This is a genomic window from Catenulispora rubra (assembly GCF_015356825.1).
In the GTDB taxonomy this organism is placed as follows: Bacteria; Actinomycetota; Actinomycetes; order Streptomycetales; family Catenulisporaceae; genus Catenulispora; species Catenulispora rubra.
In genome coordinates this window covers 1-20,005 of sequence record NZ_JAACYW010000213.1, presented here as the reverse complement: position 1 = coordinate 20,005, position 20,005 = coordinate 1, and the positions used below count along the sequence as shown (strand labels likewise).

Here is a 20,005-nt window from a genome sequence, read left to right as displayed (position 1 = left end):
GTTCGGCTTCGGCCTCGGCGCGGCGGCGCTCGGCGGCGGAGAGCTCTGCCATCTGTACTGCGCGCTCCTGCGCAGCCTTGCGGCGCTCCTCCTCACGGCGTGCCGCTTCCTCGGTCATCTGCTGACGCGACAGGTGGATCCGGCCGCGCCACCCTGCGCTAATCGGTGGGCGCCGCGCCGCGCGGTGTGATGAACTGCCGGAATGTCTGGCGAAGTGAAGCTGCCCATCCATGTCCGGGACCTGAAGCACGCGGATCTCCCGCACATCGCCTGGTCCGGCTCCGCGCTGCATCTGCTCGTCGTGGAGAACGAATTGGACCGCGCGTCGGCCGGGATGGCGGACTACCTCGCGGTGTGCGCCGCCAAGTCCGACCTCCCGCTCGCGATCGGCGGCATCGACTACGAGCTGGCTCCCGGCGCCGGCTCGATCCACCAGCTCGCGACGATGCCCGCGCTCCAGTCCTGCGGCCTGGGCACCGCCCTGATCGAGGCCGCCGAGGACCGCATCCGCCGGCGCGGCCTGTTCCGTGCCGAGCTCGGCGTCGAGCAGGAGAATCCGCGGGCGCGGGCGCTCTACGAGCGGCTGGGCTACGCCGTGTTCGACGTCCGCCCCGATTCCTGGGACGAGGAGGCGCCCGACGGCACGATCCAGCGCTACGAGACGGTGTGCGCGATCATGGCCAAGGATTTGCGAGGCTAGCCGACCTCGAACCGGTGTCGCTCAGGACCCGAAAGCCATCAGCGCGTCCCCGGTCAGCCGCATCGTGGTCCACTCGTCCATCGGCACCGCCCCGAGCGCCTTGTAGAACCCGATCGACGGCTCGTTCCAGTCCAGCACGCTCCACTCCACCCGGCCGTACCCGCGCTCCACTGCGATCCGCGCCAGCTCGCGCAGCAGCGCGCTGCCGTACCCGCCGCCGCGCACCTCGGGAAGCACGAACAGGTCCTCCAGGTAGATGCCGTGGGTGCCGTTCCACGTGGAGAAGTTCAGGAAGTACAGCGCGAAGCCGACCGGCGTCCCGGCGTCGTCCTCGGCGATCAGCCCGAACACCGCCGGGTGCTCGGCGAACAGCGCCGCGTGCAGCTGCTCATCGGTCGCCTTGGCGGCTTCCGGCTCGCGCTCGTAGTCGGCGAGCGCGGCGATCAGCGCGCGGATGGTCGGGACGTCGGCGGGGGCGGCGGGGCGGATCATGGCGTCAGCCTAACCGCCCGCGATGTCTTCGCGGCGCCGTGTCTGTTTCCGGCATCCCCGTTCGTGTAGAGGGTGAGAACGATCCACCCGAAGCACGAAGGAGAACGTCATGGCCGAAATCGTGGTCACCGAGAGCCTCACCCTCGACGGCGTCATGCAGGCCCCGGGCCGCGCCGACGAAGACCCGCGCGGCGGCTTCCCGCACGGAGGCTGGGCCGCCCCCTACGCTGACCAGATCATGGGTGCGGAGATGGCCAAGGGCATGGCGCGGCCGGGCGTGATGCTGTTCGGGCGCCGCACTTACGAGGCCCTGGCCGCGCACTGGCCCCAGCAGACCGACGGCAACCCGTTCACCGAGAAGCTGAACAAGGTGCAGAAGTACGTGGTGTCCGGCACGCTCACCGAACCTCTGCCGTGGGTGAACTCGACCCTGGTGCCCGGCGCCGGCGACGTCCCGAAGGCGGTCGCCGAGCTGCGCGACACCGTCGACGGCGCCATCGCGGTCCTCGGCAGCCGCCAGCTGGTCCGCACCCTGGCCGCCGCGGGCCTGGTCGACCGGTACGTCCTGCTGATCCATCCGCTGGTCCTGGGCACCGGTCTGCGGCTGTTCGAGGGCGCGGAGCTGGGCCGGATGCGGCTCGTCGACTCCGTCCCCACCGGAACCGGCGTGATCATCGCGACCTACGAACCGACCTACGAAGCCTGAGGAGGCGACCATGACCCGCTACCTGCTCTCCATCTACCAGCCCGACGGCCCGCGGCCCTCCGACGAACGCCTCGCCGAGATCAACCGCGACCTCGAAGCACTCAACGTCGAGCTTCGGGCGGTCGGCTCGTGGGTGTTCGACGGGGGACTGCACGCGGCGAGCACGGCGACCGTGCTCCGGCCCGGTGCCGGCGCGAGCGAGGTCATGATCACCGACGGGCCGTTCGTCGACAGCAAGGAGCACCTCGGCGGCATCAAGATCATCGACGCTCCCGACCTGGACGCGGCGCTGGGCTGGGCGGCGAAGCTGACGCGAGCGGTCGGGCTGCCGGTCGAAGTCCGGCCGTTCCAGGGCTGACGTGACTGAAAGCTCCGGTAAGACCCGCATCGAAGCGGTCTTCCGCGCCGAATACGGCCGAGCGGTGGCCGTCCTGGTCCGTGCCCTCGGCGACATCGACCTCGCCGAGGAAGCGGTCCAGGAAGCTTTCGCCACCGCCCTGCAACGCTGGCCCGAAGACGGCCTTCCCGCATCCCCGGCCGCCTGGATCATCACCACGGCCCGCAACCGCGCCATCGACCGCCTCCGCCGCGAGGCCCGCCGCGCCGACCACTACGCCCAGGCCGCGCTCCTGCACACTGCCACCCGCGAAACCGACGCCGAACCGGAGGACCCGGTGCGCGACGACCGCCTTCGCCTCATCTTCACCTGCTGCCACCCCGCCCTGTCCGCCCCGGCCCGGGTGGCCCTGACCCTGCGCCTGCTCGGCGGCCTGACCACCGCCGAGATCGCCCGCGCCTTCCTGGTCAGCGAGCAGACCATGTCCCAGCGCCTGGTGCGCGCCAAGGGCAAGATCCGCGCCGCGCGCATCCCGTACCGCATCCCATCGGAGGCCGAGCTGCCGGACCGGCTGCGCGCCGTCCTAGCCGTCGTCTACCTGATCTTCACCGAGGGCCACTCGGCCACCTCCGGCGAGAACCTGGTCCGCGCCGACCTGTGCGCCGAGGCGATCCGCCTGGCCCGGCTGCTCACCGAGCTGATGCCGGACGAGCCTGAGGCCGCCGGCCTGCTCGCGCTGCTCCTGCTCACCGAGGCCCGCCGCCCGGCGCGCGTCGGCCCCGACGGCGAACTGGTCCTGCTGGCCGACCAGGACCGCGCGCGGTGGGACCGGGACCTGATCGCGGAGGGCCAAGACCTCGTCCGCGCCTGTCTGCGGCGCGGCCGGCCCGGCCCCTACCAGCTCCAGGCCGCGATCAACGCAGTGCACAGCGACGCGCCCGACGCCGAGCACACCGACTGGGGCCAGATCCTCGCCCTCTACGACACCCTCCTGGCCGTCGAGCCGACCCCGGTCGTCGCCCTCAACCGCGCCGTCGCGCTGGCCGAGGCGGACAGCGTCGCCGCAGCTCTGGACGTCGTCGACGACCTCGCCGAACCGCTGGCCGAATACGGGCCCTACCACGCGGTCCGCGCCGATCTGCTGCGCCGATCCGGCCGCCCGGCCGAGGCCGCCGCCGAATACGACCTCGCCGCCGAGCGGGCCGGCAACGCCAGCGAACGGGCCTTCCTGCTGTCCCGGCGGGACGCGCTCTTGGCGTGACCGGCGGCTGTGCACCATGATGGCGTCGCGGTTGCCCGCCCGGGGGACATATCAGTGGCGGAAATCGACGTTCGGGCATGTCATCAGTGGTCCACAGGGGAGGGGATTATGTCCGAAGCCGTACCAGTCCACGGGAGATCGAAGAATCTGGTCCTGGCGGCGATGATCTTCGCGGTCGCCATGACGTTCATCGACCAGACGATCGTGTCCATCGCGGTGCCGGAGATCCAGACGAAGCTGGGGCTGTCCGCCACCGGCGTGCAGTGGGCTGTCAACGCCTACCTGCTGGCCCTGGCCTCGCTGTTCGCCTTCGGCGGCCGGCTGGCCGACACGCTGGGCCACCGCCGGATGGTGACGATCGGCGTCATCGTCTTCGCCGCCGCCTCGGCGATGTGCGGCGCGACGCCCAAGGGCTCGCTGGCCGAGGCCTGGCTCATCACCTTCCGCGCGCTGCAGGGGCTGGGCGGCGCGATCATGTTCCCGGCGGCGCTGGCCATCGTCGTACAGACCTACGAGGTCCGCGAGCGCGGCAAGGCCCTGGCCACCTTCTTCGGCATCTCCGGCGCGCTGACCGCGATCGGCCCGATCATGGGCGGCTTCCTCACGCAGTGGACCTGGCGCGCGATCTTCTGGGTCAACCTGCCGGTCGCGGCCGTGGCGATCCTGCTGATCGCGCTGTCCAAGCCGGTCACCGACTTCCGCCCGGCCAAGATGGACTACCGCGGGCTGGCGCTGATCACCGGCGGCATCGTACTCGGCGTCTTCGGCTTCCAGCAGGCCCCGCTGTGGGGCTGGAGCAACCCGGCGATCGGGATCTGCATCGCCGCCGGCCTGGTCCTGTTGCTCGTGTTCTACCGGGTCCAGCGCGGCACCGACTCGCCGCTGATCGACATGGACATCTTCCGCAACCGGACGTTCCTGGTCGAGAACCTGGTCCTGGGCATCTCGATGCTGGTGTTCGTGCCGCTGTTCCTGTTCTCCAGCGAGTACGCGCAGATCTCGCTCGGCAAGCAGGCCAAGGACGCCGGCGTGTTCCTGCTCTACTTCTTCATCGGCTTCGCCATCGCCACCCAGATCGGCGGCCGCATGCTCGACCGGGTCGGCGCCAAGCGGCCGGTCACCATGGGCTGCGTGCTGGCCGCCGTGGGCTTCTTCCTGTGGGCCCAGAAGGTCACCACGCTCGACTTCGGCAAGCAGCAGTGGTTCATCGTCCTGGCCGGCGCCGGGATGGGCTTCATGCTCTCGCCGGCCAGCACCGACGCGGTGAACCAGGCCGGGCGCTACTCCTACGGGGAGGCCACCGGCATCACGCAGACGATCCGGAACTACGCGGCGAGCCTCGGGCTGGCGGTGCTGGGGACGACGCTGGTGTCGCGGATGCGGACGAACGTCGCCAACCAGCTGGTGGCGCAGGGTACGCCGCGCGGGGTCGCCGACCATCTGGCGGCCGGGCTGGCGCAGATGCAGAGCAGCGGGTCTTCGGGCAGTGGTTCGGGCAGTGGCTCGTCGGGCAACGGTGCGCCGGACCTGTCGCAGATCCCGCACTTCTACAAGGTGGCCTTCGCGCAGTCGACCGCGACGATCTTCTACGCGATGGCCGGGATCATGGCGGCGGCCGCGATCGTGGCGTTCGTCGGGCTCAAGGGCGGTGTGGCGCCGGAGGCTGTCGCGGCGGTTGATGCCGTCGAGGTACCCGAGGGCGGACCGACGCAGGGGGCTGCGGAGGCGACTACGTAAGCAGCCTGTTTTTCAGGTGAACTGATCCACTGATCCACTGATCTACGGCGCCGTCGTCGCCGCGGCTCGTGGGCGCAGCGTGAAGCTGATGCCCAGTGCGAGCGCGGTGATGGCGGCGCCGATCTGGTTGACGCCCTGACAGGTAGCAACGCCAGGGTGCGAACGGCCGCAGGCAGGCGGAGGATGGAGAGAGACGACAAGAGGCGGCGACGCTATGCGAGCCCGGGCCATCGCACTGCTGGTGGCGGTGGGGTGCGCTGCCGGAGGGTGTGCTTCGGCGACGACCCCTCCGACTGCTCAGCCGAGCGCTTCGCCTACGCCGACTTCGACGGCCTCGACGACCACGCATACCTCGACGCAGGCACCCCCGTCGACATCCACGACCACGATTACAGTGACGCCAGCTCCGACGCCGACACCGACAGCGCAGGATCCGGCAGCGGTGGTCTCGGCCTTCTACGCGGCGATCAACGCGCAGGACTACGCCACGGCCTGGAAGCTGGGAGGCGACAACCTCGGCTTCACCTACAGTGCGTTCGCGGCAGGCTTCGCCGGCACGGCACACGACTCGCTGACCATCACCGGGCAGCAGGGCAACACCGTCGACGTGCACCTCGAAGCGCTGCAGAACGACGGCTCGACGAAGGTCTACGACGGCTTCTACCTGGTGAGCAACGGTCAGATCAGCGAGGGGCGGCTGAGCCAGACAGGCACGGTTGTGCCCGGCTGAACCTGACACTCCCCGGACACTGCTCACGCAGTCACGGCGGCGTCGAGGTCAGTGCATGGCCGGAGGTTCACCTGCGGTATGAGCAGTCCTGGCAGCAGGCGCCTGCCGCAACCCGATCGGCGCCCGCCCCGGCGCCGTCCACTCGATCAGGTACCGCAGTTGCAACGTCCGGTGCCAGCGTGCCCCGGGCAGCGCCTCCAGCGCCGTCTGCTTCGACTGGGCCCACGATGGGATGGCGTCGAAGCTCACCGGCATGCCGTCCGGGCCCGACTTGCCGCCGTGCGCGAGGCGGATGCCGTGCACCACCGGGAGCTGCGCCGCCGCGATCAGCCAGTCCAGTGCCGACCGGCTCATCGCCAGGCCGGCCACCGCCAGGCGGCTGCCGGGCTCCAGAAGCGAGGCCATGGCCTGTAGGGCGGGTTCGGGGTCCATGTGGTGGAGTGCGGCGACCGAGGTGACGAAGCTGAAGGAGTGGCGGGGGAGGACGCCGTCGCGGACGGCGGCCAGGAAGTCGGCCTCGACGACCTCGACGTCCAGGCCCGCGGTGCGGCGGCGGGCCTGGACGGCCATCTCCGGCGAGGCGTCCAGGGCCACGACCCACGTGGCGCGCGCGGCCAGCTTCTGCGCGAGCAGGCCGTCGCCGCAGCCGACGTCCAGCGCCGAGCGGCAATGCGGCGGCATCGCGCGCACGATGCGGGCGTGGTGCGCGACGTTGTGGTTCCAGTAGTCGTGGTTCCGGGAGTCCGTCACATCAGGTCAGACGATTTTTGATCGAGGAACGGTTCGGGTTGTCGTGTAACAACCGCGGTTACCGGAAGTGCACCAGAATCCGCCCCGCGTTGCCGGGGTCCTCCTCGACCCGGGCGTAGAGCCGCCGGAGTTGCTGCTGTCCGAGGAACGCCATGACCCGCCGCTTCAGCGTGCCCGAGCCGCGGCCCGGGATGATCTCCAGGACGTCGACGCCGGTCGCGGAGCAGCGGAACAGGGCCTGCTGGACGGTCCGGTAGATGGCGCGGTCGTCGCGGAAGACGCCGTGCAGGTCCAGGGTCTCCATCACGGTCCCACCATACGACCATCGCCGGTCCGCTCCGCCGGACGGCGGAGAAACCTGAGCCTGAGCTTGAACGCCGAACCCTCGACCTGAGGTCGAAGGTCGGGGTGGCGCAACCCTGAACTCGATCTTGAACCAGGGCCTTGACCTGCGCGCTTCCGACCCCTACTGTCCGGCATCAGTTAGTAATCCTTACTGACAAGAAGCCGGTACGGACCACCGGTGCGACCGGTAGGACAAAAAGGCCGGGAGGGCCCGTGAAGCGCACCCGAACCACCCTGGTGACCGCCGTGGTCGCGCTGGCGACCGCCGCGTCGCTGTCCGGCGCCACGGCGTCGGCCGACTGCCGCCAGCTGCCGAAGCACATCTTCGCCCCCTACTTCGAGGGCTACACCACCGACAGCCCGGCCGCGCTGGCCGCCGCCTCCGGCAACAAGTACCTGACGCTGGCGTTCATCCAGACCCCGGCGCCGGGCTCCTGCGACATCGACTGGAACGGGAACTCCGCGACGCCGATCGCCTGGTCGCACTACGGCGCGGACATCGCGAAGATCCGCCAGGCCGGCGGCGACGTCGTGCCCTCCTTCGGCGGGTACGCCGCGGACCACGGCCAGGAGGAGATCGCGGACAGCTGCACCGACGTGAACAAGATCGCGCAGGACTACGAGTCCGTGGTCACCACCTACGGCGTCACGCGGCTGGACTTCGACGTCGAGGACTTCTCCGAGTCCAACGCGGCCGGCGTGGACCGGCGGAACAAGGCGATCAAGATCGTCGAGGACTGGGCCGAGCGGACCGGGCGGCGCGTGCAGTTCGTCTACACCGTCGGGACCAACATGACCGGGCTGAACGTGCCGACCGGCGTGAACGTGATCCAGAACGCGGTCGCGAACCACGCGCGGATCGACATCGTCAACATCATGACGTTCGACTACTACGACAACCAGCCGCATGAGATGGCCGCCGACACCGCCACGGCCGCCGCCGCGGTGGTGCAGCAGCTGCGCGCGGTGTATCCGCACGAGTCCGACTCCGAGCTCTACCACCACCTCGGCGTCACCGAGATGATCGGCATCGACGACTTCGGGCCGCCGGAGGTCACCACCCCCGCCGACGCCGTCGCCATCGAGAAGTGGGCCGCGAGGAAGGGGCTCGCGGAGCTCTCGTTCTGGGCCCTGGAGCGCGACAACGGCGGCTGCGTCGGGACCGCCGGCAGCGACGGCTGCTCGGGCGTCGCGCAGAACACGTGGCAGTTCAGCAACACGTTCGAGGCGTTCACGAAGCGGTAGCGGCGCGCGAGGGGCGAATCGCCGGTCGCGAGTCGCGAGCCACGAGTCACGAGTCACGCGGACGGCGCCGTGGGATTGCCCGCGGCGCCCCGCCTGCGAGCCTGGGCATATGTCCGAACAACCCCCGGCCGCGGGCCGCCCCCGGGTCCTGTTCATCGTCAGCGCCGCGCACCAGCTGACGATGAAGGACGCCACCCTGCACACCACCGGCTTCTGGGCCGAGGAACTGCTCGTGCCGTACAAGGCGTTCACCGAGGCCGGGTTCGACGTCAAGTTCGCCACCCCGGTCGGCCTGGTCCCGCAGCCGGACCCGCGCAGCCTGAGCGCCCACGACGGCGCCGAACTGGACCACCTCCCGGACCTGCGCGCCCCGCTGGTCCTGGACGACGTCGAACTCGACGGCTACGAGGCGGTCTTCGTCCCCGGCGGCCACGCCCCGCTGGAGGACCTGGCCACCGACGAGATAGCCGGCCGCCTGCTCACCGAGGCCCTGGCCTCCGGCAAACCGGTCGGCGCCGTCTGCCACGGCCCCGCCGCCCTGCTCGCCGCACGCCGCGACGACGGCACCCCGACCATCGCCGGCTACCGCCTCACCGCCTTCACCGACGAGGAGGAGCGCCGCGGCGGCCTCGCCGACAACATGCGCTACCTGCTGGAGGACGAGCTGGTCGAGCGCGGCGCCGACTTCGTCGAGGGACCGGCGTTCCAGCCGCACACCGAGACCGACCGGAACCTGCACACGGGGCAGAACCCGCAGTCTTCGGCACAGATCGCCGCGGACATGCTGGAGGCGCTGGGGAAGTAGTCGCCCGAATCGCAGTACATCGACACCGAGGTACCTCCACGTCAAGGTACATCGGTGTCGATGTACTGAAGTCGATGTACTGAGCCGGCTCCTGGCCGGGTTCATTCAGTACCGCAGCACCGCCGCCACCCCCGCCGCGTCGGCCAGCGTCCCGTCCGGCACGAACACCACCAGCGCGCCGCCCTCCACCGCGTTCTCGACCAGCTGCTCGACGATGTCGGTGGCCACGCCGGGCTCCGGCGGCTCGAAGTCCTCCTTCGGCTGCGGCAGTGTGACCGGCTCGGGGAAGGGCACGGTCGTCAGCTCGCGGCCGTCGCCGCCGGTCCTGCCGGCGATCAGCAGGCCCTCCTCGACCAGCAGGCGGTAGACGCGCTTGTCGGCGACGGCCGTCCACACCTCCGCCGGGCCGCCGACGTACTTGTTCTGCGACCGGGCGTCGCCCAGCTCGCCCACCGCGCGCCCGACCTGCTCGGTCCGGTACGCCTCGATCGTCGGCGCGACCCGCCTGGCCAGGTCGGCCGGGGTGTCCTTGTCCATGCCGGTCAGCGGGAGGGTACCGGCGACCAGGTCGCGGTAGATGGTGAGCTCCAGGAACGCCGCGAGGGTCTTGTCGCCGCCGATGACGAACAGCGGCAGGCCGTTGTGCGCCTTCAAGGCCCGGCCGAGGTTCTTGTCGACGGTGCGCAAGTACTGCTTGACGTACTCCTCGTGCGCCTCGTACGGCTGCGCGCGCGGGATCGGCCCCGGCACCGCGTCCTCCGGCGACGGGATCGCCGGCGCGTCGGGGAAGCCGTGCTCCTTCACCTCCCGCAGCCGCGAGGCCGCGCCCCGGTAGAGCCGGCACATCTCCAGGTCCAGCACCAGCACCAGGTACGGCCACGACCGCTGCTCGGCGGCGGCCAGATAACGCGTCAGGTACCGGTCGGCGAACTCCACCCGCGGCAGCACCTCGGCGTCGGTCGGCACCTGCCAGACCCGCGTCGGCTCCGCCGCACTGAGGTAGACGACCAGCTCACCGGCGGGCACCCCGGGATCGACGAGCTCGGTGATGGCCTCCGGCGAGAGCTTGCCGTCGCGCAGCGCCAGCCGCACGTCCCGCTCGACGTCCGGGTCCTCGGCCAGCTGCCGCTGCGCCTCGGTGCACAGGCCGCGCAGCAGGATGCGGTCCTTCTCGCTGAAGGGCGCCTTCGGGTCGACCGGCATGACCATGGTGACCGCCGGATAGGGACGCGAGGCGCGCAGCGTGACCAGGGTTTCGGGCGTCAGTTCGGAGATGTCCACCTGGCCACTGTCGCGCTGGTTGTCGGCGGTGACCTGCGGTCGAATCCATTCGTGTGGTCATACGTGTGGTCATGCGGCGACCAGCCTCACAGTCCGGTCGCCGCACATTCCCTATTGTGCCGCGACCGTGGCCTCCGGTGCGCGTGTCGTCACCGTGTTCGAAGACTCTCCGGATGCGGCCGCGTCGCCACGCCTCGACCGCTCGATCCGCACCTTCAGGTTCTTCATCAGCGGCTGGTCGCTCTGCGCGCTGTAGTCCTTGATCCCGACCAGCACGTTCATCTCCGGCATGTACCCGGCCGCGCACCCCCGCGGAATCGCGTACTCGACGGCCAGGAAGCCGCGCAGCGTGCGCTTCGAGCCGTCCTTGGAGGTCGCCGTGATGTCCACCGGCTCGAACTGCGCGACGCCGCGGTCCCGCATGTCCTCCTTGTTCATGAACACCAGCGTCCGCAAGTTCTTGATCCCGCGGTAGCGGTCGTCGTCGCTGTAGATGGTGGTGTTCCACTGGTCGTGCGAGCGCATCGTGCCCAGCAGGAGCGTGCCGGGCGCCGGGACCGCGTCGGGCAGCGCGGCGGCGGAGAACTCGGCCTTGCCCGAGGGCGTCAGGAACACCAGCTCGCGCGCCGGCTGCTTGATCCGGAAGCCGAGCGGGAGCCGGACGCGCCGGTTGAAGTCCTCGAAGCCGTCCAGCACCTTGGCCATGGTGTCGCGGATGCGGTCGTAGTCCTCGACGTACCAGTCCCACGGCGTCTTGGTCTCCGGCAGCGCGGCCTTGGCGATGCCGGCGATGATCGCCGGCTCCGACAGCAGGTACGGCGAGGCCGGCTTCTTCATCCCGACCGAGAGGTGCACCATGCTCATCGAGTCCTCGACCGACAGGTGCTGCACGCCGCCGCGCTGGTGGTCCTTCTCGGTGCGGCCCAGGCACGGCAGGATCAGGGCCTTGCGGCCGTGCACCAGGTGGCTGCGGTTCAGCTTGGTGCTGACGTGGAACGTCAGCTCGCACTCGCGCAGCGCGTCGTAGGTGTAGCGGGTGTCCGGGGCGGCGAGGGCGAAGTTGCCTCCCATGCCGCAGAACACCTTCACCTCGCCGCGGTGCATGGCCTCGATCGTGGTGACCGTGTCCTTGCCGAACTCCCGGGGCGGATCGATCTGGCACACCTCGGCCAGCCGGTCCAGGAACTCCGGCTTGGGCCGGTGGTCGATGCCGCAGGTGCGGTTGCCCTGCACGTTGCTGTGCCCGCGCACCGGGGACGGCCCGGCGCCCTCGCGGCCGATGTTGCCGCGCAGCAGCAGGAGGTTGACGATCTCGCGGATGGTGTCGACGCCGTGCTCGTGTTGTGTGATGCCCAGGCACCAGCTGATGACGCTGCGGTCGGCGTCCCGGTAGACCTGCGCGGCCTTGCGGACGTCCTGGCGGGTGACCGCCGACTGCCGCTCGATCTCGTCCCAGGAGGTGGCCTCGACCAGCGCGCGGTATTCGGCGAACCCTTGCGTGTGGCGGTCGATGAATTCCTGGTCCAGCGCCTTCGGGTCCTTCTTCGACCACTCCAGGACGGCCTTGGCCATGCCGCGGATCAGGGCCATGTCGCCGCCGATGCGCGGCTGGATGTTCAGGGTGCTGGTCTTCGTGGCCTTGTTCAGTGCCATCTGCACGAACTCGTGCGGCACGATCGTGCGCGTCGCCGCCGCCTCGACCAGCGGGTTGATGTGCACGATCTGCGCGCCGCGGCGGTAGGCCTCGGCCAGCGAGGTCAGCATACGCGGGGCGTTGGAGGCGGCGTTGACGCCCAGGACGAACAGCGCGTCGGTGCTCTCCCAGTCCTTCAGGTCGCAGGTGCCCTTGCCGGTGCCCAGCGCCGCGGTCAGGGCCCGGCCGCTGGCCTCGTGGCACATGTTGGAGCAGTCCGGGAGGTTGTTGGTGCCCAGCTCGCGGGCGAGCAGCTGGTACAGGAACGTGGCCTCGTTGCCGAGGCGGCCGGAGGTGTAGAACGCGGCCTGGTTCGGGTCGTCCAGGGCTCGCAGGGTGCTGCCGATCAGCTCGAAGGCGTCCTTCCAGCCGATCGGCACGTAGTGGTCGGTCTCGGCGTCGTAGACCATGGGCTCGGTGAGGCGGCCCTGGTCTTCGAGGGCGAAGTCGGTCCACTGGTCGAGCTCGGAGACGGTGTGCGCGGCGAAGAACTCGCGGCCGGCGCGCTTGCGGGTCATCTCCCAGGTGACGTGCTTGATCCCGTTCTCGCAGATGTCGAGATGGATACCCTTGATGGAGTCCGGCCAGGCGCAGCCGGGGCAGTCGAAGCCACCGTTCTCGTGGTTCATCTTCAGGATGGCGCGCGTGCCCTCGCGGAGTTCGCCCTGCTCCAGGAGTACGTGCGTGACGCTTTTGGCGGCGCCCCAGCCGGCGGAGGGGTGGTGGTAGGGGTGCGAGCTCGGCGGGGCGTCGGCGTTTCGGGCATCGCGGCCCTGCTTGTCGGCGTCTTCGGAGGGGTTCACGGCGACCACCTTCCACCGGTCGGCAGGGCGCATCCGGGATCGTCCGCCACCCTAGGCCCGCGGCGCGCGGGTCGCATGCCGGAACCGGCCGGCGCTCGGCCACCCGGACGGCCTATTGCGCGCGTCCGGATCCGCGCCTCGGGGACATCCTCACCATGAGGCACGTCCAGCTGCGGCCCGGCTGGCGCCGGGAGGCGCTGCGCACGAGCTTGTGGTGGGTGCCGACGCTGGAGGTCGGGGCGGCGGTGCTGCTGTTCGGGGCCGGGTATCTGCTGGACCGGGCGGCGTACAACGGGTCGATCAAGCTGCCGTCGTGGGTGATCAGCGGGACCGCCGATGCCTCCCGGCAGATCCTGACCGCGCTGGCCGCCGCGTACATCACGGTGGTGGGCGTGGTGTTCTCGGTGATCCTGGTGGCGCTGACGCTGGCCTCCACCCAGCTCGGGCCCCGGATGCTGCGGAACTTCCTGCGGGACCGGGGGACGCAGTGGACGCTGGGGACGTTCGTCGGGACGTTCACCTTCGCGATCCTGGTGCTGATCTCGATCGGGCCGGGCAAGCACGGCGACTTCGTGCCGCACGCCTCGATCAGCACCGTGCTGGTGCTCTCGCTGCTGGACGTCGGGGTCCTGATCTACTTCATCCACCACATCGCGGTGCAGATCCAGCTGCCGTACGTCATCGCCTCCATCGCCGCCGACGTGGTGCGCGCCATCGACGAGGAGGCCGCACCGCCGCCCGGCGGCCGGCGGCTGGGGCCCTCGCCGCAGGAGATCCTGGCGGCGATGGACGCCGAGCACGGCGTGGTCACCGCCTCGGAGAGCGGGTACCTGCAGTACGTCTCGCACGCCAAGCTGGTCCGCATCGCCACCGAGGCCGACGCGGTGATCCACCTGCTGTACCGGCCGGGGCACTTCATCGTCGCCGGCCGCCTTCTGGCGACGGTCACGCCCCCGGAGGCCGCCCCGCGTGTGAAGGAGGCGCTGCGGATGGCGCACCTGTCCGGTCCGCACCGGTCGCTGTCGCAGGACATCTCGTTCGGGATCGACCAGCTGGTGGAGATCGCCGTCCGGGCCCTGTCCTCGGCGGTGAACGACCCTTTCACGGCGCTGAGCTGCATCGACTGGATCGGCGACTGCCTGCGCCAGGTGGCACTGCGCTGGCATCCGCAGGTGGTGCACCGCGACCGGGCCGGGCACGTGCGCCTGATCCGGACGCAGGCCTCCTACGACCGGCTGGTACGCCGCGGGTTCGAGAAGGTGCGGCAGAACAGCCGCGGGATGCCCTCGGTGATGATCCGGGAGTTGCAGGCACTGAAGGAGATCATGGCGCAGGCGCCGCGCGCGGAGCAGTACGCCGTGCTGCTGGAGCAGGCGGACATGATCAAGGTCTCGGCGGAGGCCTCGATCCCGGAGCCGCGGGACCTGGCAGACGTGGTGACCGTGTACGACGCGCTGGTGGCGCTGCACGAGCGGCTGGCGCGGGACGCGGGGGACTAGCGCCTTTCGGGGGTGGCGCGCTGCGGTGGGAGAGAGATAACTGGCCCCATGAGACAAACAGACACCAAGACCAGCACCAAGCAGCGCCAAACAGTGAGGGCAAGGCGCCCGGCTGCGAGGCGGTGGCGAGGCTAGCTGGGCACCGGCACGGCCGCGGTAAAGACCAAACGGTGTGGGCGAGGTACCCGGCGGTGAGGCGGCGGTGTGGGTAGCTGGGCGTACACCTGCCTCCGGCACGGCTGCGGTCAAGACCAAACGGTGTGGGCAAGGCGCCGGGCTGCGAGGTGGCGGCGCGGGTATCTGGGCACATACCTGCCTCCGGCACAGCAGCGAGTACCGAGCAGCCAGCGCGCGGCGCCGCCCGGTCTCGGACGGCGCCGCCAGGTCCAGCGGTTCGGCCAGGGCGCTGGGTGATCGCGGCGATCAGGAACCGCAGGCTCGCGCAGCCCAGGCAGCCGAGTCGGCAACGGCGGCCGACTCCGGGCGCTGCGACGAGAGCCGCGACGACAACCGCGGCCCCGCCGACTCCGGGAGCTGCGAAGGTCCGCCCCCGGTCAGGTCACTACTCGCTCTGCCAGGTGAACGTGGCCTTGGCGAAGTCGCGGGCAGCCAGGTCCTCGCGCCGGATGAGCCAGTACAGGCGCCCGGTGTCGCCCCACTCCATCGCGGCGCGGCCGTCGCTGTCGACCTGCAGCAGCATCACCAGCTCGTCGAGGAGCTCGCGGCGGCGCTCCTTGGCCGCGTCGTCGTCGCCGGGGGCCACGGCGTGCGAGGCCTCCTTGGTGACCGAGCCGGCCTTGGGCAGGGCGTAGCCGCCGACGCGGTGGTGCGGGGAGTGGTCGCGGCGGAACGAGGTGAGGGCGTCGTAGAAGCCGTCGCCGTCGGCGTCGCCGACCGTCGGGTACTCGGTGTAGTCGTCGTCGGCGGCCGGGTCCTCGCCCGCCTCGCCGAACGCCGCGACCAGCGCCGCGTTCTCGTTGTCCGGCGCGGTCGCTATCAGCTCGCCGGTCAGCATGATCCGCGGGAACGCCTCCAGGCCCTCCGGCGCGGGCCGCTGGGCCACGTTCTCGGTGCCTTCGGGCACGAAGACGACGCGCGTGCCGCCGGTGATGGTGTCCGGGTCCAGGTACTGCACCGCGTCGTCGCCGACGCCGTTGAAGTAGAAGAACAACAGCATCCCGTCGCTCGGCACCGGGATGTCCAGCTCCTGCACCGGGATCTCACCGCAGTCCACCGCCGCGACGAACGACAGCGGCCCGTGCCCCTCCCACTCCGGCCACGGCACGTCCGCCGGCAGCAGGGGCTCCCCGCCGAGGTAGCCGACCAGCGGCTCGCCCTCGTTCTGCTCGCGCAGGTGAAAGCCCGGGCGCAGCAGCTCGATCCACTTCTTGGCGTTCTCCGGGCTGAAGAAACGCCGGCCGGCCTCGGCCAGCGGTGATTCACTGATCTCCATGCGCGGAATGCTTTCAGGTGTCCGCTCGCGCGACAAGCCGTTGCGGCATGTTTGTGCAGGGCGCCTAAGAGTTCTGTCCCCGGCCACACTCAGCTCATGATCCCGGTCTCGTAGGCGAGGATCACCAGCTGGATCCGGTCCCGGGCGTCCAACTTGGTCAGCAGGTTCGCCACGTGGGTCTTCGCCGTGGCCAGGCTGATCACCAGCTCGGCGGCGATCTCGCTGTTGGCCAGGCCGCGCGCGACCAGGGTCAGCACTTCGTGTTCGCGCTCTGTGACGCCGACTAGCCTGCCGCGTGCTTCGTCCCTGCTACGAGGATCGGCCCGGCCGCGTACGTCGCCGCTCACGCGATCCCGCTGGTCCCGCTCAGCGCGTTGAGTCCGGTCCGCGGCGAAGCCCTGATCGGTGAAGTCGGCGATGAGTCTGCGCGTGACGCTCGGCGCGATCAGCGCGTCCCCGGCCGCGACGACCCGCACCGCGGCCAGGATGTCGTCCAGCGCCATGTCCTTGAGCAGGAACCCGCTCGCCCCGGCCCGCAGCGAGCCATACACGTTCTCGTCGTCGTCGAACGTGGTCAGCATCAGCACCTTGGTCGCCGGCGCCTCGGCCTTGATCCGACGGGTGGCCTCGATCCCGTCCAGGCCCGGCATCCGGATGTCCATCACCACCACGTCCGGGCGCAGGTCGTGGACCTGCCGCAGGGCCTCGGCGCCGGTGCCGGCCTGCCCGGCCACCTCGATGTCCGGGGCGTCGGTGATCACCATCACCAGACCGGCCCGGATCAGCGGCTGGTCGTCGGCCAGCAGGACCCTGATCGGCGGCGTGCCGCTCACGCCGCTGATCCCGCCTACGCCGCTCATGCCAGCCACGCCGTTCATGCCGGGATCCGTGCTGCCACTCGGAACCCGCCCTCGGGGCGCGGCCCGGCGTCGAACGACCCGTGCAGCAGCGACACCCGCTCCCGCATCCCGGCCAGTCCGAACCCGCCGCCGGCGCGCGGGGCGTCGGCGTGCCCGCCGCGACCGTCGTCGAGCACTTCGATCACCACCTCCCGCGGCCGGAACGCTATCGCCACCGAGCACTGCCGGGTGCCCGCATGCCGCACCACGTTCGTCACCGACTCCTGCACGATCCGGTAGGCCGACAGGTCCACCTCCGCCGGCAGCTCCCTGCGCGCGCCGTCGAACCGCACCCGCACCGCGACCCCGGCCCTCGCCGCGTTGTCGGCCAGCGCCGGAAGGCTGTCCAGCCCCGGCATCGGCGCGACGCTGTCCTGGTCGTTCTCGGCCCTGCGCAGCGCGACCAGCATGTGCCGCAGCCCGGTCAGGGTCTCCCGGCTGGTGGTCTCGATGACGTCCAGCGCCTCGGCGGCCAGCACCGGCTGCGTGCTGATACAGCGCTTGGCCGCGCCGGCCTGGATCGCGACGATGCCGATGCTGTGCGCCACCATGTCGTGCAGCTCGCGGGCTATCCGCAGCCGCTCGGCGGTCACCGCGCTGGTCGCGACCTGCTCGCGCAGCGCCCGGCCGTGCTCGCGCCGCTCGCGGACCAGCACGCCGCCGATGAACGCCACGGCCAGCAGCAGGACGGCGTTGCTGAGCCGGCCGTACGGGGTCGGGTCGCCGGGCTTGGTGGCGAACTCCAGCAGCGTCCAGGCCGCGAACGTCGCGATCGCCGCGGCCAGCCCGATCCACCGCGGCCGGCTGGCCGCGACCACGGTGACCAGCGCGCTGGCCCCGATCAGCGACAGCGCGCTGCCCTCGCCGAGCGCCGTCAGGCACGCCGCCCCGCCCAGCATCGCGGCCAGCGCGGTCACCGGACGCCGCCGGCACATCACCACCGGCGCGGCCGACACCAGCGCGAGCTCCAGCCGCTGCGCGGCCGGGAAGTCCACCGTCCCGGGGCCGACCAGCAACGGATGCGCGCCGGACCGCATCGTGTCGAACACCAGCCAGGTGAGCACCAGCATCCCGCCGACCGCGAACGCGTCGAACCACCCGGTCGGCGTGCGCCGCCGGGCGAGATGTCGGAGCCGGTTGACCAGCCAAGGAGGAGCGTCCACACCGCCAGGCTAGCGATCACCGGTCCTCCGGCACATCGGTCGCCAGGACTAGTCCGAGCGACCGGTCCGCCAGCGCCGCGTGCCGGCTTCGCCGACAGTGCCCTGATGCCAAAGGCGCCGGACAACGGTTTCCCGCCACTGCAACCGCCGGCGCGATTTGTGACGGCACCGGGTCGCAGGGCGAGACTGGGGCATGACGATCTACCACATCGCCTTCCGCACCGACTGGGCCGACGCCGTCGCGGCGGGGCACTACCACATCTCGACGCGCGGAAAGACGGTCGAGCAGCAGGGCTACATCCACGCCTCCACGGCGGCCCAGGTCGCCGGCGTGGCGAACGCCTTCTACGCCGACGCCGAGGGCCTGCTGGTGCTGGTCATCGACCCGGAGAAGCTGACTGCGCCGCTGCGTTACGACCCGGTGCCGGGCGCCGACGCGCCGTTCCCGCACATCTACGGGCCGTTGAACGTCGACGCCGTCACCGGCACGGCTGAGCTGCGACGGGATGCCGACGGACAGTACGTGTTCGAGGGCTGAGATACCGGGCGCACGCGGGGGCGGGCCGCGCGGTCTCAGCAACCTGATCCCGCCATGCCGACGGTGGCGCGGGCCGTGCGGGGTGCGGCGATCGGCAGATGAGGGAAAGGACCGGGTGAGGACTCGGTCCGTCCCTCTCCCAGGAAGGTGTCACCGCGTGTACTCGATGATCCTGGCCGGTGGTAGCGGAACCCGTTTGTGGCCCCTGTCGCGGGCCGCGAACCCGAAGTTTTTGCACCGCCTCGGCGGTACCGACCAGACGCTGCTGCAGGCCACCGCGGCCCGCGTCTCCGCGCTGTCGCATCCGGACCAGGTGTACGTGGTGACCGGCGTCGCGCACGCCGCGGCCGTGGCGCGTCAGCTGCCGCAGGTGCCCGAGGAGAACATCCTGGTCGAGCCGGCGCCGCGGGATTCGCTGGCGGCCATCGCGTTGGCGGCGGCGGTGATCGCGCGCCGGGACCCGGCGGCGGTGGTGGCCGTGTACTCGGCAGACCATCTGATAGGGCGGCAGGAACGGTTCGAGGAGCTGATCCGGCTGGCCGCCGACGCCGCCGGGACCGGGGCGCTGGTGACCGTCGGGATCCGGCCGACGCGCGCGGAGACCGGGTTCGGGTATCTGCACCGGGCCGAGGAGATCTCGCCCGGGGTGCATCGGATCGCAGAGTTCCGGGAGAAGCCTTCGGCGGACGTCGCCGCGGCATATCTGGCTTCTGGCGAGTATCTGTGGAACGCGGGCATGTTCGTGTTCCAGGTTCGGGCTTTCCTGGCGGAGTTGGCGCGGCAGCGGCCCCAGCTGCACGCCGGGATCGCCGCCATCATCGAGGCCTGGGACGGGCCGGACTACGAGACCGTGTTCGGCGCCGTCTGGGACGACCTGGAGCGGATCTCGGTGGACTACGGGGTGATGGAGGGTGCCGCGGCGGCCGGGAAGGTGGTGACCGTCCCGGCCGACTTCCCGTGGAGCGACATCGGGGACTTCCACTCGCTCGGCGAGTCGCTGGACGGGGACGCCGACGGGAACGTGGTGCTGACCGACGACGCGTTCGCGACGCTGCGCGGGGTCGAGGACTCGGTGGTGGTGTCCACGACCGGGCGCGTGGTCGCGGTGGTGGGGCTGCGCGACGTCGTGGTCGTGGACACCGAGGACGCGCTGCTGGTGTGTCCTCGGGATCGCGCGCACGAGGTGAAGCAGGTCGTGGACGGGCTCAAGGCGGACGGGTACGCGGCGCACGTGTGAGCGCGGGGCCTCAGGCTCAGACGTTCTCGCCGAGCACGGCCCCGGTTCGCCGTCAGACGTTCTCGCCGAGCACGTACAGGTCCTCCGGCACCAGCGTCGCGTTGCGCAACAGGGCCCGGATCAGGTTGTCGTTCAGCGTGTTGCCGAGCGGCTCGACCATGCCGGGTTCCTTCACGATGCCGCGGATCGCACCGGCGCCCGTGGACAGGCGCGCCGGCACGCCTACGGGGAATTCGTCGCCTCCACGCCGGCCTGCAGGCGTCGCGCACACAGACGGCGAGTTCCGCGTCCTCGAACGCATGCTGAAAGACCTCGACCCATCATGCTACTG

Annotated in this window: 19 protein-coding genes; 11 read left to right on the top strand and 8 right to left on the bottom strand. The window is 70.8% G+C overall.

Annotation, left to right across the window (positions count from 1 at the left end):
• Window positions 1–202: 202 nt before the first annotated feature.
• Window positions 203–700 carry a GNAT family N-acetyltransferase gene (locus GWK61_RS38825; protein ID WP_194916703.1) on the top strand — a complete coding sequence of 166 codons (498 nt, stop codon included), beginning with the start codon at window positions 203–205 and terminating at the stop codon, window positions 698–700.
• A 21-nt stretch (window positions 701–721) separates the two neighbouring features.
• On the opposite strand, the gene GWK61_RS38820 is transcribed toward GWK61_RS38825, so the two are convergent.
• Window positions 722–1,192 carry a GNAT family N-acetyltransferase gene (locus tag GWK61_RS38820; protein ID WP_194916702.1) on the bottom strand — a complete coding sequence of 157 codons (471 nt, stop codon included), beginning with the start codon at window positions 1,190–1,192 and terminating at the stop codon, window positions 722–724.
• A 109-nt stretch (window positions 1,193–1,301) separates the two neighbouring features.
• Between GWK61_RS38820 and GWK61_RS38815 the strand changes: the two genes are divergently transcribed.
• The 5 genes from GWK61_RS38815 (at window position 1,302) to GWK61_RS38795 (ending at window position 5,963) form a co-directional block, all read left to right on the top strand.
• Window positions 1,302–1,898, top strand: coding sequence for a dihydrofolate reductase family protein (locus GWK61_RS38815; RefSeq protein WP_194916701.1), 597 nt, complete (start codon window positions 1,302–1,304; stop codon window positions 1,896–1,898).
• Between the two features lie 10 nt (window positions 1,899–1,908).
• Window positions 1,909–2,256: a YciI family protein gene (locus tag GWK61_RS38810; protein WP_194916700.1), complete on the top strand. Its 348-nt coding sequence runs from the start codon at window positions 1,909–1,911 to the stop codon at window positions 2,254–2,256.
• Between the two features lies 1 nt (window position 2,257).
• On the top strand, window positions 2,258–3,496 hold the full coding sequence (locus GWK61_RS38805) for an RNA polymerase sigma factor (RefSeq protein WP_194916699.1): 1,239 nt from the start codon (window positions 2,258–2,260) through the stop codon (window positions 3,494–3,496).
• A gap of 108 nt (window positions 3,497–3,604) precedes the next feature.
• Complete coding sequence (locus tag GWK61_RS38800) at window positions 3,605–5,233, top strand: MFS transporter (RefSeq protein WP_194916698.1); 1,629 nt, start codon at window positions 3,605–3,607, stop codon at window positions 5,231–5,233.
• Window positions 5,234–5,627: 394 nt separating this feature from the next.
• Window positions 5,628–5,963 (top strand): hypothetical protein, encoded by a 336-nt coding sequence (locus GWK61_RS38795; RefSeq protein WP_194916697.1) that lies wholly within the window; start codon window positions 5,628–5,630, stop codon window positions 5,961–5,963.
• 48 nt (window positions 5,964–6,011) lie between these two features.
• Here the strand turns inward: GWK61_RS38795 and GWK61_RS38790 are convergent, their stop codons facing one another.
• Window positions 6,012–6,713, bottom strand: a complete 702-nt coding sequence (locus GWK61_RS38790; RefSeq protein ID WP_194916696.1) for a class I SAM-dependent methyltransferase — start codon at window positions 6,711–6,713, stop codon at window positions 6,012–6,014.
• 58 nt (window positions 6,714–6,771) lie between these two features.
• Entirely contained in the window at window positions 6,772–7,017 is a 246-nt protein-coding gene (locus GWK61_RS38785) for a Smr/MutS family protein (RefSeq protein WP_194916706.1), read from the bottom strand.
• 254 nt (window positions 7,018–7,271) lie between these two features.
• On the opposite strand from GWK61_RS38785, the gene GWK61_RS38780 reads away from it, so the two are divergent.
• Window positions 7,272–8,303, top strand: a complete 1,032-nt coding sequence (locus GWK61_RS38780) for a glycosyl hydrolase family 18 protein (protein WP_194916695.1) — start codon at window positions 7,272–7,274, stop codon at window positions 8,301–8,303.
• Window positions 8,304–8,412: 109 nt separating this feature from the next.
• On the top strand, window positions 8,413–9,108 hold the full coding sequence (locus GWK61_RS38775; RefSeq protein WP_194916694.1) for a type 1 glutamine amidotransferase domain-containing protein: 696 nt from the start codon (window positions 8,413–8,415) through the stop codon (window positions 9,106–9,108).
• Window positions 9,109–9,213: 105 nt separating this feature from the next.
• On the opposite strand, the gene GWK61_RS38770 is transcribed toward GWK61_RS38775, so the two are convergent.
• Entirely contained in the window at window positions 9,214–10,389 is a 1,176-nt protein-coding gene (locus GWK61_RS38770) for a baeRF3 domain-containing protein (protein WP_194916693.1), read from the bottom strand.
• A 111-nt stretch (window positions 10,390–10,500) separates the two neighbouring features.
• Complete coding sequence (locus GWK61_RS38765) at window positions 10,501–12,885, bottom strand: FdhF/YdeP family oxidoreductase (RefSeq protein ID WP_323747949.1); 2,385 nt, start codon at window positions 12,883–12,885, stop codon at window positions 10,501–10,503.
• Between the two features lie 155 nt (window positions 12,886–13,040).
• Here GWK61_RS38765 and GWK61_RS38760 point away from each other — a divergent pair, with 155 nt between their 5' ends.
• Window positions 13,041–14,384 (top strand): DUF2254 domain-containing protein, encoded by a 1,344-nt coding sequence (locus GWK61_RS38760; RefSeq protein ID WP_194916691.1) that lies wholly within the window; start codon window positions 13,041–13,043, stop codon window positions 14,382–14,384.
• Between the two features lie 562 nt (window positions 14,385–14,946).
• Here the strand turns inward: GWK61_RS38760 and GWK61_RS38755 are convergent.
• The 3 genes from GWK61_RS38755 to GWK61_RS38745 all read right to left on the bottom strand — a co-directional run bounded on the left by GWK61_RS38755 (window position 14,947) and on the right by GWK61_RS38745 (window position 17,899).
• Window positions 14,947–15,837 carry a YwqG family protein gene (locus GWK61_RS38755; protein WP_194916690.1) on the bottom strand — a complete coding sequence of 297 codons (891 nt, stop codon included), beginning with the start codon at window positions 15,835–15,837 and terminating at the stop codon, window positions 14,947–14,949.
• 89 nt (window positions 15,838–15,926) lie between these two features.
• Window positions 15,927–16,697 (bottom strand): response regulator, encoded by a 771-nt coding sequence (locus tag GWK61_RS38750; protein WP_194916705.1) that lies wholly within the window; start codon window positions 16,695–16,697, stop codon window positions 15,927–15,929.
• A 14-nt stretch (window positions 16,698–16,711) separates the two neighbouring features.
• Complete coding sequence (locus GWK61_RS38745; protein ID WP_194916689.1) at window positions 16,712–17,899, bottom strand: sensor histidine kinase; 1,188 nt, start codon at window positions 17,897–17,899, stop codon at window positions 16,712–16,714.
• 193 nt (window positions 17,900–18,092) lie between these two features.
• Here GWK61_RS38745 and GWK61_RS38740 point away from each other — a divergent pair, with 193 nt between their 5' ends.
• Window positions 18,093–18,437, top strand: coding sequence for a DUF952 domain-containing protein (locus tag GWK61_RS38740; protein ID WP_194916688.1), 345 nt, complete (start codon window positions 18,093–18,095; stop codon window positions 18,435–18,437).
• 166 nt (window positions 18,438–18,603) lie between these two features.
• Window positions 18,604–19,674, top strand: a complete 1,071-nt coding sequence (locus tag GWK61_RS38735; protein WP_194916704.1) for a mannose-1-phosphate guanylyltransferase — start codon at window positions 18,604–18,606, stop codon at window positions 19,672–19,674.
• Window positions 19,675–20,005 lie beyond the last annotated feature (331 nt).

Bases quoted from the DNA above. Each gene is read 5' to 3' on its own strand.
- GWK61_RS38825 (WP_194916703.1), top strand. From the start codon at position 203: ATGTCTGGCGAAGTGAAGCTGCCCATCCATGTCCGGGACCTGAAGCAC.
- GWK61_RS38735 (WP_194916704.1), top strand. From the start codon at position 18,604: ATGATCCTGGCCGGTGGTAGCGGAACCCGTTTGTGGCCCCTGTCGCGG.
- GWK61_RS38760 (WP_194916691.1), top strand. From the start codon at position 13,041: ATGAGGCACGTCCAGCTGCGGCCCGGCTGGCGCCGGGAGGCGCTGCGC.
- GWK61_RS38750 (WP_194916705.1), bottom strand. From the start codon at position 16,697: ATGAGCGGCGTAGGCGGGATCAGCGGCGTGAGCGGCACGCCGCCGATC.
- GWK61_RS38810 (WP_194916700.1), top strand. From the start codon at position 1,909: ATGACCCGCTACCTGCTCTCCATCTACCAGCCCGACGGCCCGCGGCCC.
- GWK61_RS38755 (WP_194916690.1), bottom strand. From the start codon at position 15,837: ATGGAGATCAGTGAATCACCGCTGGCCGAGGCCGGCCGGCGTTTCTTC.
- GWK61_RS38785 (WP_194916706.1), bottom strand. From the start codon at position 7,017: ATGGAGACCCTGGACCTGCACGGCGTCTTCCGCGACGACCGCGCCATC.
- GWK61_RS38820 (WP_194916702.1), bottom strand. From the start codon at position 1,192: ATGATCCGCCCCGCCGCCCCCGCCGACGTCCCGACCATCCGCGCGCTG.
- GWK61_RS38800 (WP_194916698.1), top strand. From the start codon at position 3,605: ATGTCCGAAGCCGTACCAGTCCACGGGAGATCGAAGAATCTGGTCCTG.
- GWK61_RS38775 (WP_194916694.1), top strand. From the start codon at position 8,413: ATGTCCGAACAACCCCCGGCCGCGGGCCGCCCCCGGGTCCTGTTCATC.
- GWK61_RS38815 (WP_194916701.1), top strand. From the start codon at position 1,302: ATGGCCGAAATCGTGGTCACCGAGAGCCTCACCCTCGACGGCGTCATG.
- GWK61_RS38740 (WP_194916688.1), top strand. From the start codon at position 18,093: ATGACGATCTACCACATCGCCTTCCGCACCGACTGGGCCGACGCCGTC.